General features: G+C 42.9%; 4 protein-coding genes. 2 read left to right on the top strand and 2 right to left on the bottom strand.

Features of this window, described 5'->3' with window-relative positions; genetic code table 11:
* Positions 1-227 precede the first annotated feature (227 nt).
* Together CK510_RS33395 and tnpC are read right to left on the bottom strand one after the other, a co-directional pair.
* Positions 228-11,648 (bottom strand): phytase, encoded by an 11,421-nt coding sequence (locus tag CK510_RS33395; protein ID WP_095721880.1) that lies wholly within the window; start codon positions 11,646-11,648, stop codon positions 228-230.
* Positions 11,649-12,595: 947 nt separating this feature from the next.
* Positions 12,596-14,131, bottom strand: coding sequence for an IS66 family transposase (tnpC, locus tag CK510_RS11725; protein WP_095721879.1), 1,536 nt, complete (start codon positions 14,129-14,131; stop codon positions 12,596-12,598).
* 285 nt (positions 14,132-14,416) lie between these two features.
* Here tnpC and CK510_RS11720 point away from each other — a divergent pair, with 285 nt between their 5' ends.
* Together CK510_RS11720 and CK510_RS11715 are read left to right on the top strand one after the other, a co-directional pair.
* Positions 14,417-16,144, top strand: coding sequence for a tetratricopeptide repeat protein (locus CK510_RS11720; protein WP_095721878.1), 1,728 nt, complete (start codon positions 14,417-14,419; stop codon positions 16,142-16,144).
* A gap of 103 nt (positions 16,145-16,247) precedes the next feature.
* Entirely contained in the window at positions 16,248-16,847 is a 600-nt protein-coding gene (locus tag CK510_RS11715) for a hypothetical protein (RefSeq protein WP_095721877.1), read from the top strand.
* Positions 16,848-16,993: the final 146 nt, after the last annotated feature.

Genomic DNA, 16,993 nt, shown 5'->3' with positions numbered 1-16,993 from the left:
TCGGCTTCCCACCAAGGAAGGGTAGTTGAGAAAAGCCTGAAACAACGTATTTACGTTGATACACAACATAGCTCTTTTGTACAGTGCGTAAGTCCTGATGTTATTGATAAAATTCGCAATTAGCCCAGTAAAAAATGTGAATGCATCTTTCCATTTGCTGGGATGCTCAAAAAGCGTTTGAGGTTTGTAAGACAGGCAAGAAGCCTATCCTACGTGATGGGTTAAACTTAAACTAGTTTCAAATTAGCTTTGACAATGACATCGTTATAGTCAAAGTCGCCACCACCAGCTAAATCTTCAAACCCAAAGGTGTTGTCTCCTAATAAGCGAACGTGGTCAACTTTATCGGAGTTGACACCAAGGTAGGCAAAGTAAACTTGGTTGGTTTGCCCTGCTAATACTTGGTCTACCGTACCACCGTTGGTAATGATGAAAGGCGCTAAAATGCTACCCCCATTGAGGATATTATTAAAGGTGGCGACACCTTGGTTGCTAACAGTTAAGTTCACATCACCAATACGTTGACGCATGGCTTCTTGAGCGTAAGTAGCTGCTCCAGGGAGGATATCAGCTTTACCGTCACCGTTAATATCAATTGCACCAAATTCATCTACAACTTTATAGAAACCAACCAAGTTGTCGAATCCAGCTTCTCTGTTGACTGTAAACTCCGCTGTTACCTTAGCGGTAGTGCCTCGTAAATCCAGGACTTCCCCTTCGGTCTTGCCTTGTAAAGCTGTACCTAGAGGTAACACTTGATTGCTGGCTTGAAGTTTGATAACAATATCATTGTAGTCAACTGCACCTTGTCCGTCTTCAAAACCAACGGTAAATTCGCCATTCCCCGATGTAACTTGTTGAGTAGTGGGTGAGGACAACAGGACATCGTTAATAGGTGTTTTACCAGTTAGGGCTGAGTCAGTAGTGCCGTTTTTGACTAAGTAGAATCTGATGTTGTTGCCATCGGCAAATTCAAGCGATCGCGTTAGTTGAGTAGGATCGAAGCCGTTAGGACTATTGGCAAGGGCTGATAAAATTACTTTCGACCGCTTCAAGGCAGCATCGGTATATCCGGCTGCACCTGGGGCAATGCCGTTAATTGTCCCTTTGGCATCATCGACGGTAAATACTCCTACTTCGTCAACGAGGTTAGTATTGCGTCTTGTGAGGCTAACCTGTAGTTTGGGCTTGCCGCTGCCACCTTGAATGTTGAAGACATCATTATCAGCGTTCTTTGTCAATGATGCTACAGGGGTAATATCGTTGTCAGCGATGTTAACTGTGGCACTAAGCGATGTACCCAAGTTGTAGTTTGCTGTCTTCGTTAAGTTCAAGATGACAGTTTCGCTACCCTCAAACACAGTATCGTCAATTGGTGTCACCGCGATATCTGCAAAAGTTTGACCGACCCCGATGGTGGCTGTACCACTGAGGTTGTTGTAGTCTGCACCGTTGGTTGCAGTACCCGCTAAGGTATAGTTAACGGTCAAAGGTGTACTGACACTGCCTGTACGGTTGATACGGAATGTAGCCGCTTTGGTAGCAGTTTCACTGGCTTCTGCGCTGGTAGCTAAGATGCTAACAACTGGGGTAGCCAAGTTTAGGGGTTTGTCTAAATCCAGGACGATAAATTCGTTGTTATCGATCGCTGGGGGTCTGCCAACTGAGAAGGGATAATTATTGTCGTTGGCAACTAGCAAGGTCTTATTATCCAGCACCAACACATCTTCGATGGTTTGGAACGGGAAGTTGAACTTAGTATTGCCATCTTTATTCAAGTCGTTGGGGTCTTGAATATTTAGTAAGTCGGCAACTTCTTCCTTGGCAACGTTGCCTGTGGCATCTTTCTTAGAGAAATCAACTTTAAATATCTTCTTGAACTTGGCTGCTGCACCTTGATTATTGTCCCGTTCAATTATCAGATATTCATTGTCGTTGATGACAGTAAAATCACCGATGGCATTGGCGGGATTTTCCATTTTGTAATACCCAACCAACCCGTCATACTTCTGCGATGCCACATCAAATTTGTAGATTCGCAGCGAACCAGCGGGGTCACCAACCACAGTCCCTTCTAACAAAGGATACAGGGTCTTGCGGTCGGGACTCATTGCCATGCCCTCGAACCCTCTGGAACCACCAAGGTTGGAAACTGGTGTTTCTCCCACAAATTTATCGCGTACCAAGTCACCTGTGCTGGGGAAGTCGGTAAAGTAGCCATCTACACCCAGATTAATGAACTGTTCAAATTCCTTCTTGGGGTCGCCATTATAGTCGGGTGCCAGGAATACGCTTTCGTTACGGAAGGTGTAGGGATGTACAAGGAGGTTGGCAGCGTGGGCATCTTTCACCAAGGTGGTCGGTGTTAGCAGCTTACCGTCTGTACCAGCAGGTACGATTAACCGTTTGTTGGGACCGATACCACCAGCATATTTAGCAATTTCAGCTAGTTCTGTGGGTTTGGTGAGGTCGCCGTAGGTGCGGGTATTACCACTAACCACAAAGTCGTAGGGTCTGTCTGTGGCTCCACCGAACAACTGTACTAAGGGTATGTCTACCTTCGCGGCAGGCATAATCTTATCGTTGAGTTCCTTGAGGTTGCCGACCTCAAAGGATTGGATGTATATGCGTTTGAGGTCGGTAAATTTGTTGGCAACCAGGGTGTCGATTAGCATCTGCCCCAAGTTCATATTGATGGGGGCTGAAGCAAAGTAGGTGGGGTGCTTGGTTTCTGGGTAAATACCAATTTTGCGTCCGGTTTCGGTTTCTACCTGCTTGACTAAATCAATGATTTCTGTAAGGGTGGGTACTTTCAGTTTGTCATTGTCAAATTTGGTTCCGCGTAGGGCAGGTAAACGCTCGATAGCATTTAATGTTTTGAGTTCCGCAAGGGTGAGGTCTTCGGTAAACCATCCGGTGACTGTGCGACCGTCAATAACTTTGGTGGTTTTGCGGTCGGCAAATTCAGGACGGGTGGCAATATCGGTGCTGGTGTCTGTGTTATTGACTGTGCCGTTAGCGTTGAGAATTGCTAAGGCATTTTCGTGACGGGCAACCAAAATCCCGTCCTTGGTGGCTACCAAGTCGGGTTCGATAAAGTCAGCCCCGTCTGCGATCGCAAGTTTATATGATTGAAGGGTATGTTCGGGACGCGAACCGCTAGCACCCCGGTGTCCAATGACGATGGGGGCATTTTTATCGAGAGTAGCAAATTCGGTCTTTTTGAGAACATCGGGGTTATCAGGAGAGCGCACAAATTGGCTGGTAATTTGGTCGCGTACTAAATCCCCAGTACCAGGGAAGTCGGTAAAGTAACCATCGACACCCAATTGAATATACTGATTAAATTCCTGCGCTGGGTTGCCGTTGTAGTCTGCGGCTAAAGAACGTGCTTCGTTACGGAAGGTATAAGGATGCACCAGCAACCCGGCGGCATGGGCATCTTTTACTAGGGATGTGGGAGGAGTGGTGGTTTTGTCAGCGTCGTTGACTGCACCATCTTTATTAATATCATCAGCAGCACCATCATTATTCGCATCCACACCCTTGACGGAAACAATCATCCGCTTCCAAGGTCCAATGCCATCAGCGTAGGTGGCGATTTCCTTCAAACCTTCAACGGTTTGCAGGTCTTTATAGGTGCGTTTGTCACCACTGACCACGAAATCATAGGGTTTCTCGTTGACATCCTGGTAACTTAGCGAACCATCAAGGTTAACATCATAAGCATCCAGCAACTGCACCAACGGTATATTCGTTTTACCATTTAGTTCTTTGAGGTTACTTACTTCAAAAGACTGAATGAATACGCGAGTGGGGTCAGTAAACCCAGTTTTTTGCAGCGTTGCCAGCAGTGGTTCTTCCAACGACAAACCCAGTTTATCGTGGAAAGTTGGGTGCTTGGTTTCGGGATAGATGCCAATTTTCTTTCCTGTATCAGCTTCGGTTTGCTTGACGAGGTTGATGATTTCCTCAAAGGTGGGAATTTCATATAACCCGTTAAAAGCTTGAGTACGGAAACCTTGAGGCATTATTGCCCGCAGGGTCTTAATTTCTGCCAAGGTAAAGTCCGAAGCAAAGAAGCCTTCTTCGGGAACCCCATCGACAACTTTGGTGGTTTTGCGACTAGCAAATTCTGGACGTTTAGCAACATCGGTGGTGTTAATCATGTTTGGCTCGTGACGAGCAATTAACACACCATCTTTGGTGGAAACCAAGTCAGGTTCGATGAAGTCTGCACCCCTTTCAATTGCTAGCTTGTAAGCACCAAGGGTATGTTCGGGCAACTCCCCGCTAGCACCCCTGTGACCAATAACGATTGGTGTTTTACCACCTAATGTGTTGAGAGTATTTACATTTGGCGTGGGAATAGGAGCATCCAATAACTTCCCGGTGGCATCAAAGTGCAGCAAGTAGGGACCGAATTCATCCCCAATCCAGATGCTGCCATCTTCGGCAAAGTTGAAGGACTCGATATCGAAATCGGCACCTGTTAATAGGCGATCGCTGGTAGTTTCATTAACAATCTTGAAGGGGACTTTCTTGTTGGGGTCAGACAGTTGGATGTTGCCCAACACCTTCGCAGTGCCATCACCATTCGCTTCAAAGCCTTGGAAACTGGGGTCTACACGATAAAGCCGCAATAAGAAGTCAGCGCTGTTGGCTTTAGCACCAAAACCATTGTCAGCGAGGAACCAGAAGGAATTTTGGTCAGCTACCTGTACTCCACTAAATCCCTGGACTGGTTGCTTATCAAAGGGAACAGTGCGACCGTTGGTGGTACCTGTAATGAAAGCACCAGATTTTGGTCCGTCCGCAAAGGTGTCTGCGGGGAGCGAAGCAAATCCTTTGAGGCTGACTTTAGGAGCAGCACTCAAGGTAATTACTGCTTGGTCATCTTCGGTGGCAATGCTATTGCCGGGGGTGGAATCAATGTCAGCTTGGTTAATGGCTGTGACTTCGGCTTTATTGACCAAAGCACCGTTAGCATTAACGTTAGCGGTTACTTTCAGGGTGCGGCTAACATTAGTACCGACAGTACCTACATTCCACAAACCTGTTACTGCGTCGTAGGTTCCCTGGTCGGGTGTAGCAGAAACAAAAGTCAATTCCTTGGGCAACAAGTCGGTGACTTCAACACCACTCGCATTACCAGCACCTTTATTATTGAGGGTGAGGGTGAAAGTTACCGGCTCCCCGACTTGAGGACTAGCGTTGTTTACAGTTTGGCTTAACTCCAAATCTGGGGCAACTGGGGCAACCTCAAATTCACTCACAACCTTGGGTTGACGACTGGTAATAGCGCTAGGATTTGCTTCCAACTCCTGCCGGGTGTATGGGTCGATACCGTAGGTTGTTACCTTGAGTTTCTGAGTTTTCTCGTCAATATTGAACTGAGTCCAACCGTAGGTATGAGAAGCTATGTAATCACCTTGGAGTAATTTGGCATTAATCTTACCGTTAGCGATCGCCAGGTTGTTATCCAAACCAAGGGGGTCGTAACCAAGGGCAGTTAGACCGTTGTTAACAATTTCCTTGATAAAGTCATCTTTATCATTGGGGACATTATCAGCATCACCAGCAATGGGTAGCGAGTCGTAGAAAGCCTTTTGTTGGGGGTTAATCAAGCCTGCACCTATTGCCAACTGAGCTACAGTTTGTCCAAAGGGGGCATCAAAAGCAACCGAACCTGTGGAGATTTCAAAGGCATTGGTAGCAATTTGTGGCTGTCCAACTCCCGATTGATAGGTAAGGTTATTTACCAAAGTGCCGTGAATATCCGCAGCAACAAAGACAACGTTATTAATTTTGTTGTCATCGATAAACTTGAGGATTTCGCTACGTTCGGCAGCATAACCTTCAAATCGGTCAGATGCAGCCAGCACACCTAAATTCTGAATCGGTTCTGGGACAATTACAAACTTCCAGGTAGTACCATTTGTCTCAGACTTCAACAAGTCAGCTTTGAGGTCTGCAATTTGCTGGCGACCCAACATAGTTCGGGTCGGATCAAAGGACTGTGCTAGGAAAGTACCGACTTGAGTTGGGTCGCTGAGGTTACCAACATTTGTCAATCCTTCATCGCGGAACGAACGGGCATCTAGCACAAAAGTGGCAGCATCGCTACCGTAAGTGTTGTATCGATAAAGTTTACGTTCGTTGGCAGTGCGGGTATCCCCTGTCGCACCGTATGATAGGTCTTTTAAGGGGTTGTATTCTTGGAAGGCTTGGAAACCCCTGTCGTATAGAGGTGAATCGTTGACTAAGCCCGAAGTTGCACCGTATAAAACTTTGTCTGCCGCAGAAGCAGCATCGAGCAATTTACCACCCTCAAAATCATTAACAACTTCGTGGTCGTCAACAGTTGCCAAGATGGAGGTATTTGCCCGCAGGTCGCCCCAGGTATTTTGACCGTAGCGCTTACCGTAAACTTCGTCATGTTTAGCACGGTAATCATCCAAGGTTATCGCTTGCTCTTTCTCAGTCCCATCAGGATTTCTCACTGCTGGGGATGGGTAATCAGCGTAGATGGTGTCACCCAGTTCCACAAAGAACTCAAGGTTACTTGTATCCGCATTGGCAATTGCCGGGTAAGGGCTAAGTTCGCCGCGCCAGTCACCAGAAGCACCAAACTTCAAGCCAGTACGAGTACCGAGTGCAGCAGATGTGTTAAATTTACCTGTTGCTTTCGCGCCTGTTGCATCGGTAACGCGGTAGAAGTATTCAGTGTTAGGAGTTAAACTTGTAACATCAACTTTGACGGGTTGCAAGGGATTGATAACATCCGCTGTTTTGGTGCCAACGATGGTACTAAAGTCAGCTTTGGTAGAATATTCAAAGTTGACAGCACCGATATTATTGCTCCGCGTCCACAATACAGTCGAGTTTTGGGTAGTATCACCACTGGCTACACTGTTTGGGAAAGCTGGTTTTGCAACTGGTAGATTATTCGGTAACTCTAAAATACCAAGTCTCTCAGTTGGCGAATTGCCTGTAACGTTGAAATCGTTGTCGTTAATTAGGGCAAGAGTATTAGGTGCTACCAGTGCCAAACCTTCTAGTTTTTCAACCCCGGTGTAACCCAATTTAGCTGCATTCGCAATTAGGCTCTTACTTACAGGGTTAATTTTGGCAGTTGTTAACTCCGCAGGGGTCAATTGTTCGATGGTCTTACCTGCTGGCAAAGTAAAGTTAGCAGGGTTATTGATGTTAGTTGCCCCAGCTAAGTCAATTTGGTAAATCAGTTTATTCGAGGCATTAGTAGCAAGATCATCGCGTTCAACAACCGCAAATTTACCGTTACCCAGCGAAACTGCATCACCAATTTTGTCGGTTTTGGCAGTACCAGTACCTGTAATATCGTCGAGAAGATATAGATATTCGCCAGTTACCGTTTTAGAAACTACGTCAAATTCTAAAACTAGGAGATTGCGGGAAGTGCTGGATGCTGTATTCGCAGCATTATCTGGATTATCAATGGCACTTTGAATAAAAGCATAAAGCTTATTGCCTTCCAAAGCCACAGCCTCAAAGCCGCGATTACTACGGCGTTGGGCATAAACTTCTGGCAATATCTCAATACCAAAAGTGCCAGCAGGTTGAACGGGGTTAGGTGCAGCAGCAGTTCCCTTGGGAATAAAGCGCTCAAGCAGCTTACCCTTAATATCAAAATGGTAAATCGCCGGACGGTACTCGTCCACCATCCAGTAGTCACCATTGGGTGCAACGACAATTCCCTCTAAATCTGCACCTAATGGGTCGTTCGCTAAAGCTTTGTTGTCAAGGTCAACACCAATTTCATCGGTATAGGCAAGATTATTGGCTTTAGCTTGCAGGTTCGGCAATCCAGTTAACGGGGTTGTGCCATCCGGACGGAATAACCCAGTTCGTTTGGTAATGTCTATTTGACCTGATGTGCGGTTGAGTTCAAAATTAACGATTTCTGGCTGGAAGTTGGGCAAGAAGAATGGTCTATTTTGACCTGTGGGTTCACCATTGGGACCTCGGTCTGTATGGGTAACAAACTTCAAGTTGCCATTAGCCGCAAGTCCTTGGAAATACAATCCCGAAAAACCACCTAAGAGAATATCTTGACCTTTGGAGGTTGTTCCTAACTTTGGTAAGTTAGTGAAATCGTAAGTCGTAATTTTGGGTTGTGCAACAGGAGTGCGAGGATTATAAGAAGTGGTATCGATATTTAAAGGAGTTGAGAAAGCGTTAGCAATATTTTCCCAAGGCACAAACTTAAAGTTAGTGCTGATATTCTCAATTTCGCCATCATCTTCCACTAATCTCGCTGGTAAATTGCTACCGTCTTGGGTAACAAATAAACCATTGGGGAAATTGGGTCCTACAGGTACGTTTACGACATCCGCACCATCAGATTCTTGAACGCTATCGATTCCACCATTGTTACCAACAGCAAACTGACCGACGTAATCGTTATTACCTTCGCGGGTGTAGGCAGCAAAGGTGTTATTTCCTTGACTAGACGCTAACAAGTAACCTGTACCGTTTTTGCCGTAATAGATAGATAATCCTTCGACATCTTCCTCCAAACGAGTACCACCCAGGTCTTTCACCCGGTCAATTAGCTTACCTGTATTACTTCCATTGGGTTCTGCTTGGTACTTCCAGATACCCACATCTTCCTGTCCAATGTAGAGGAAGCCGGTTTCCTGGTCTACCACCATACCTTCGAGTTGAGCTTCGCGATCGGTAGTAGCCGGTACAGTAAAATTACGTACTCGTTCCACACCAATTTTACCATTACCTTTGTCAACCAGTTTAAACTGAGCCACATCTCCAGTTTGGCGACGATTGGTAAAAACATAGGAGTCGTTTGTCGCTGGACTGCGGTATAAGGCTAACCCGTAAGCACTACGAGATGAAGCTGAATAGGGAGCCTCAAAGGGTGCTGCTTGGAATATCGTCCCAATATTACTATCGGTAATATCTGTTAAATATTCACCGGGTGTGGTGGGGTTGGGGTTGATTTGGAAAATTGCGAGCTTGTCGTTATTGCGATCGCTTGCCACAGCAATATCGATCGATTGACTGCCCAATTTAAATCCGTATTGCAAATCAATGTTGTTGTAACGAATATTGTTAGGGTTAATCGTCTGCAACAAATTACCTGAAAGGTCATAAATCCGCAAACCACCATTTTTAACCGATGTGACAACAAAACTCTTGGCACTATCTGTGGAATTTATATAGATAGCAGGGTCATCGGCATCAGCACGCTGACTGAATGGTAAAGTTCCATCATCAATTAAATCGGGACGGGTTTCCACTGTGGGTGCTACGGTGGGAACTAAGTCAGCACCTAAAGTTAAGATTTGGGTAAATTGCGTTGGGCTAAAGTTGTTATCGCTAACCAACACAATCGACTGACGACCATCAGCTAACTTCGGACCAAATGCCAAACCTTCGACGTTATCGAGTCCAGTTGGCAACTCCAGGTCATCAAGATTCAACAGCAGCCGTTTTTGAACAGGTTCTAACGCTTTAAGTTGAGTTGCGCTTAAGCTACTTAGAGAATTGATGGTACTAACATCAGTCGCTCCCTGCAAACTAACTTCATAGATTTTGATAGTGTTACCCGTACCACTACCAACAGGCAATGTGGAAAAGGAACGCTCCAAAGCTAGCATTGTCCCTCGGTTATCAATTGCCAGTAAATCTACTAAACCGTTAGTGCTAAATGCACCTTCGGGATTGGGAGCAACTGCAACTGGATCGGTGACGTAGATATATTCCTTTTCAGGTTGACCCGAAGCCAAGTTGTATTGCAGAATCCGGGAACGAGTGCCGCTAGTAGGAGTAGCAACTGTACCATCTTGGAACAAAGCGTTTTCTGTCGCACTGTATAAAGTCTTTTGGTCGGGGGTTATAGTCAGACTTTCTAACGCTAAGTTATTGCGAACCCCCGATATCTGAGTATCACCAGCATTAATAGTACCGCTGCCGTTGGTATCTTGTACTACTGGGAAAAATTTACTTGGAACAGCTAAGGAACGAATTTCCTGTCCTGTAGCTAAGGAGAATTCTTTGATGAAAGGATTTGTTACTCTTCCTGCGGAAGGGTTTGCTTCACCTTCGGAGGAAATAAAGACTGTATTGTTGTTGGTTAATGCAATACCTTCTGGGTCGAGGCTATTAAGTGTGAATAAATTACCACTAGCATCTTTGATGGGGGTAACATTGGTAAAAGTTACTCCAGTTGTGGCAATGGTTGCTGGGTTAGCGGTAAAAGTGTAGAAACGTGCCGGTGCAAATTGCGAACGGTCGTCAGAAATTGCATAGTACTGATTTTTAGCAGCGTCATAAGCCACACCCGATAATCCACCTACCGCAGTCGGTACTCCATTAACTGTTCCTGCTGCACCAGTGGGGATAAAGTTAGTCGCAAAGGTCTGTTGCCCCAAGAAGCTCGCATCAGGGATGGTTCTACCTGCTTGGGTTGCACCCACTTGCACATCTGCATATACTAAACGGTGGTCAGAACTAGGAAAACCACCGGGGAGAGCAGCATTAAAAGTGCCAACTAACGGGAAATTGGGGTCAGTATTGAGGGGCCAATATACCTGAGAATTACTAATTTGCAGGTCAGTGGAGGGTAATACATAATCAGTCCGCAAGTTACCCGGAGCAGTATCGCTAAAATCAGCAGTATCAAAAGCCGGATTACCTTTGTGAGCAGGATTCAAACCACCTTGTAAAACAGCTTGTTGAGGTCCACCAGCACTGGTAGGAATGGAATTAGTATTTATGTTGGGGTTTTGTAACAGTTGCAGAATCGCGTTGTTAAAACTATCACCATCTAATGGGTCAGCATTTTGGTCGCCCATAATTACAAAGCTTGAACCGCTTGCAACACCGCCCTTATTACCCTTATCGTCGTAAATATAACTACCTTTACCAGGTGTAATATAATCTGCCCAGAAGCGAATCTCGTCAGAGTTGCGCTTACCGTTACGGTCTTCTGCACCATCAAAAGTTGGTGGTGTGGGATGACTAACTAAAACATGAACTGTCTCACCATTTATCTTAATAGGAACATCCCAATGGCTTTTGGAGGAGAGACGCAATACCGCTTGTTCTTCAGGTGAATAGAAAGAAGTTGTAGAACCTGGCACTGCAACGGTTGGAAGTAGGGAATCTGGCATATCCTTCCACAGAAAATTTTGGAAGGTGCGGACATTTGCTGTATCAATGGGATATTTCGACAGTAGCAACATCCCAAATTGACCAGGAAAATTCCCAAAGCCATAAGCATCATCACCATATCCAGCCGCACCGGGAGTTGTAACGGTTGCACCGTTGTTATTTAAATCAAACCCCGAAGCAATCCCCGTGTTGGAAGGAGCAATATAAGCGTAGGGATAATTAACGGGTGTTGCACCGTTCTGACTGACCGAGAGATAATTTTGCTGTAATAGCTGTACGGGTTGCAGAGGGTTTGACTGTACGTAGTCAAACTCATTGATTAGTAGTACATCTGGGTTGGAGCGTTGGATGATTTCTGCTACAGCTTTGGCTTGAGCATTATTAGGTGTAGATAAATCAGTAACTAATTGACCTTCAGCGTTACGATTCAGCGATGCATTAAACTGAGAAAAGCGAATCATATTGGTAGATACCATATATTATTCCAAAATTCCATTAAAAAGATTGGGAAATTAGCAGCAAGTTTTATGGTCAGTTTAATAGACGGTTAACAACCGCAATTAAATTGACTTATAGATGTAAAGATTCACTTTTGAGATGCAACAATATCAGTATCGAGATGGTTTTAACTATACCAATTTCTGCTCCCAAAATATCAGCAACTAATCTTAAAAGCAAGTGATTTAGTCTACGTCTTGACTATTCCAATTTTAAGGATTATTGATGAGATGTCTATAGCCTTTAGTGCTTTCAAGCTGAGGGGGTGACGAAAACTCTTGAACTCAAGACACAGCAAGAGTTTTAAGCGAGTGTGTCATAAAAAGATAAATACCATTTCTTAGCTTTGTTGATTCTATTATCAATAAGCCTAGCCCAAAAGTCTTGTTTTTTGTTGGGTAAGGTTCTAAAGTAACTTTTATCTTCTTCTCGGATACTCCTCTATAATCCTTGCTGCATAAGGTTTTGAAGCTAGATTGTCACCCCCTCAGGCTTTCAAGTCTTCATGGTGAACCTTACTCTGGACAGCAACTTTTGGTAAATCGCTTGTTTCGGTTGAAGTCAGAGTGGAAAATATCTCGCCAATTAAAATCGACGTAAGTCACAATGGTGCGAGTAGAAGCATCCCTCACTTATGGCGATCGCTAACATCTTGGTTTCGTTTACCGAAAGATATTTGCTTCATATAGTGAGGCAAGTTTGTGAGTATTTAACTGATCACATACTAAAATGACTTTTTCGCTATCGGGATAGTCGTCGTCGATTAAGTGCTTAATTTCTGTTGCCCAGTCAACCGTCTACGTTCACTAATGACTGTTTTACGCCACCCAGACAATGCTTCTGTAAACATAAAGATATTGGCTGTTCCATTACGTTCGTATTCGTAATCAAATGCAGTTTTTCACTCTCCCCTATTGAAAAACGATTAAGAAGCAACAGGAATAGGAGGATGTTTTATACCTCGACGAGCCTGGGTAAGAATCATTGCAATATAAGCCCAAGGGTCAACTTTTCTGAGACGACAAGTTTCAATCACACTCAAAAGCGAACAATAGGCGAGACTACCTTCGCTAGAACGAGTACCATAGCTAATACGTCGGGCAATAACAGCATGTCGCAAAGCCCTTTCTGCCTCATTATTAGTAGGCGGTAATTGCGGATGATAGAAACACGCAACCACAGCATCCCAATCTGCTAAAATCTCTTTTGCCAGAGCCTTTAACTTTTTATGCTCTATTCCCGTAGCTAATCGGCAGACTCGGTAGAGGCGAGAGGGGTTTGAGTCGGTTTCATCCTTATCCCCGTCGCCAGTGGCAAGTTCATGTATCAGTTCCCTCAGTTCTTCTAATAGCCACTGTCCCAAATCTGCAACTTCTTTATCTACTGCCTCTGTTAAAGCAATCGCTTTACGGATGAGATGGGCTAGACAATGTTGGCGTTTTGGATAACTAATGTAAGCTCCATAGCCATCAGTTACTAGCCATCCCACAAATGCATGACTTATTAACCGCAGTAATTCTTCTTTGCGACGACTACCGATGTGGAAAACCGCGATTGTACTTGTAATGGCTACCCATAACCATCGATATTTCCCTTTTTCATACCAGGGCGTTTCATCAAGGTGGATTATTTCTGCCGATTGCAATTCTTCAATTAATTCCTCAACTACCGGGGAACAAGCTATTCCCACTTCTCGAATACAACGGTCGATTGTGCCAACGGAAAGGGATACCCCAACCCAATCATCCAATAGCTCTCTAATTTTGGGTCGAGATATTCGATATCGTACCGCAAGAGTTGCAATAAACGTTGCCAACATCGGACCGACAAGTCCATATTCCTGCAAGCATAAATCTTTGCTTCTTCCTTCAACTACCGAAACAAACCCAACTTGTGGCTTACTCACCGTGTGGTGTCCGCAAGAGCAAGTTGCTTGATAGTAATGATGAAGCGTACATACTATCTCGATTCCAGACTCTAATTTTTCTAGTTCTAATACGTAATAACCCATGTAGGGCTTTGCAGAGGTGTTTATTTCTAAGGGACTATTACAGGATGCACAAGTTTCTGGATGATGGGATATGGTTTGACTTGGAACCAAGGGTGTTGTTCGCCATATTCCCTTAGCTCCTTTTTGCTTTCCCGGCTTTTTTTTCTCAAATCCCTTGCTTTTTAGTTTCCCGCTTTCTTCTAAAATTTCCGGCTCTTCGCCAACTGGTTCAGTTTTGGATGTTTCACATCCTGTTTCTTCTACCAACTGCAACCGTTCTTTTTCTGGGCTTTTGAATTGGTCTGATGATGGGGGTAAGGAACTATTGCTTGAGTTTTGCTCTAATTTTTCTAGTTGTTCGACTGCTAGAGTATGAAGATTTCCCGCAACTTCCACCAATTTCTGTTTATCCAGAGATTGGAAGTAGTCCCGGTTCATTTGTGCCAGGTCTTCTTTACTCAGTCGATTCATTCGTGTTTTACTAAATTCTTTTTTTACATTACCACACTATAGTCACCCCTACTTTTACCTATATTGCCAAACCTTGCAGATGGGGGGAGAGTGAAAAACTACGTTAACTTTGTAATGTCATTTTGAACTACTGTAATCCGTTGATAGTTGAGAGACATAGATTTTGGTTAGCTTGATAATCAAGTTCAATTAAAAAACTGTTAAGAACCCTTTGCTAAAAGCGCTTAAGTTAATAGAATAATCTATATCCCTATCTATATCCCCGACTCGCAGATATTCTAACTAATGGACTGGATTACCGTACTGCGATCGCTCCAATCAGATTTTATCAACAGGATATTATCCGGTTCGCTGCTTCACTGTCAAACCGAAGGACAACATAGTGAGTTATCAATAATCTCTGGTGAGAGATTAAATTATTTACGGAATTTCTGCTGGCAAATGGCAGAAAAGTACAAACGGGTTTCCCCAGTACGGGATGTTTTTACTAGTTTTTTGAAGGGAAAGTTGGGGGAAGAGGTAGTCAAGGAAAGGTTAGCTGGTTTTATTACTGAAGTTGACTATGAAAAGCGAATTGGTGGTGATGGAAATGTGGATTTTACTCTTTCTTCTAATCCATTAATTGGGATAGAGGTTAAATCTCGTTGCGGTAGTATTGATACGGTAAAATGGTCGGTTACAGCCGAAGAAGTTAGAAAGAATACCGTTATAGTTTGCATTTTAATTCAAGAAAAAGTCAATGAAGCACAAGCTGAATATCATTTAGTTTTAGCGGGTTTTCTTCCAACTAAAATGATAAAACTAAAAACAGGTCGAATCACATTTGGAATTGACCAGTTACTTTATGGTGGGGGTTTATCATCTTATTTGCAAACGTTTAATTCTAATTTGAGTTCTAATTATAGCTCTAACTATAATCCTAATTCTGCTAACAATTATCATCGCGATAAAATTGCAATTTATCAATATATTTCTCCCGCTACTTCAAATAATAGTTTAAATCATAATCAAACTAATAAATATGAGCATGAAGAAGATGATTTACATAATCAACCAGAAGAATTAATTCAATTATATATCCAAACAGGTAATGATAGCTTTGAGCGCGGTGATTACGAGGCTGCTATCATATCATATAATGGAGCATTAAAGTTAAGTAATAATCGAAATTATCCGACTACAGAAATTTACTATAAAATTGCGATCGCAAAGTATCAGTTTGGCGATTATGAAGGGACAATTAGGGATTGTTTACAAATAATTCAGATAAATCAGAATCATTTTAAAGCTTATCAACGCAGTGGTTTAGCTCGATTTCAGATATGCGATCGCGAAGGGGCAATAGAAGACTTCTCCCAAGCAATTAGAATTAATCCCAATGACTCATTTGCTTATATCAATCGTGCTTATACTCGTTCGCAATTAGGAGACAAACAAGGTGCGATCGAAGATTATACACAGGCAATTAAGCTCAATCCAAATTCTCATAAATTGAATAACAATACTTTTAATAATGATTATTTGCAAAACATTTTTACCAAAAATAATCAAGAAACTTTCAAAGCACTTATCCAAATTACAAATCAGATTACAGAACAAATTGAAGAAGTTATTCCTGATAGCACGGAAGCATATAAAAAACGTGCTAATTCTCGCTATAAAACTGGAGATTATGAAGGTGCAATTTCCGATTATACTGAAGCTCTAAAAACAAATACCCACAATACCGAATCTTACTTTAACCGTGCAAATGCTCGTTATGAAATCGGCGATAAAAAAGGAGCAATAGAAGACTTTAGCCAAGTCATTAAAATCAATCCTACTGATGCTGATGCTTATTTATATCGTGGACATTTTCGATGGGAATTAGGTGATAAACAAGGAGCTATAGAAGACTTAAAGAAAGCCGTAGACTTATATCATAAACAAGGAAACATTACCGAATATCGCAAAACCCGCGAACTCATTTTAGATATGGAAATCGAAGAATCCCTAAATATTTTAAATTTTTAGTTTTTAATTTTGAATTTAAAACTTTTAATAACTGGAATGCAGTAATTTGCCCTAAATATGTATTAACATCTTGTAGCTTAAGTTATTAGTACAGGATGAGAAAATGATTTCATACTTGAAACAATATACTGTAATCTGGGGATTCTTATTACTTGCAAGTGCAACTATATCAACCCATACAGCCAATGCTTCTGTTGTCAAAACTCCTAAATCACAGAACTTTAAATTAGAAAAATTAGTGCAAATACAACCTCAAACAACAAAAGTCGCAAAAACAAAAATCCATCCCAGTTTTCTACCAATTTTACCCAAACTAAAATCCATCAGTAAATTCCCAATCTTACTACCCCGAATAATTCCTGGTTCTGAAGGAGAAAATAAACTTTACGCTGTCATCGAAACCGCTACAGCAAATAAATATGGAATTATACTTGGATTCACATCTGACTGTGGTGGTGGAAATGCTTGTCGATTCGGTGATATCAGCGCAAAAACTGTAACAAAAACAACACCCCGTCTCTTAGGTAAAACAGTCAAACTGGCAAATGGGATTACTGCCTATTTTATTGATGCCAAATGTGGTGCAAATTGTTCTGACTCAACTTTGACATGGCAATTCAAAGGGGTTCGATACACAGCAGGAATCAAAGCAGGTAAGTTAAGAGATTTGTTACAAATGGCAAATTCATTTATTGCACCATAAGAGAACACCAAGAAATAAATTCTCCACAATTGTAGGGGTGGGGTCTCCCCACCCTTCCCATGATACTAGATTTTGGCAATTATTTATTTTTGTAGTTTACATCTGTAGCTTGAAAGGCTAGTAAAAAAACTTAACAAAAAAAGTAT

This window comes from Brunnivagina elsteri CCALA 953 (assembly GCF_002289455.1).
GTDB lineage: Bacteria > Cyanobacteriota > Cyanobacteriia > Cyanobacteriales > Nostocaceae > Brunnivagina > Brunnivagina elsteri.
Note: the sequence above shows the minus strand (reverse complement) of the source record. Positions and strands in the feature narration are given on the sequence as shown.

Excerpts from the sequence above, each read along its gene's own strand:
- CK510_RS33395 (WP_095721880.1), bottom strand. The coding sequence starts at position 11,648 with ATGGTATCTACCAATATGATTCGCTTTTCTCAGTTTAATGCATCGCTG.
- tnpC (WP_095721879.1), bottom strand. The coding sequence starts at position 14,131 with ATGAATCGACTGAGTAAAGAAGACCTGGCACAAATGAACCGGGACTAC.
- CK510_RS11720 (WP_095721878.1), top strand. The coding sequence starts at position 14,417 with ATGGACTGGATTACCGTACTGCGATCGCTCCAATCAGATTTTATCAAC.
- CK510_RS11715 (WP_095721877.1), top strand. The coding sequence starts at position 16,248 with ATGATTTCATACTTGAAACAATATACTGTAATCTGGGGATTCTTATTA.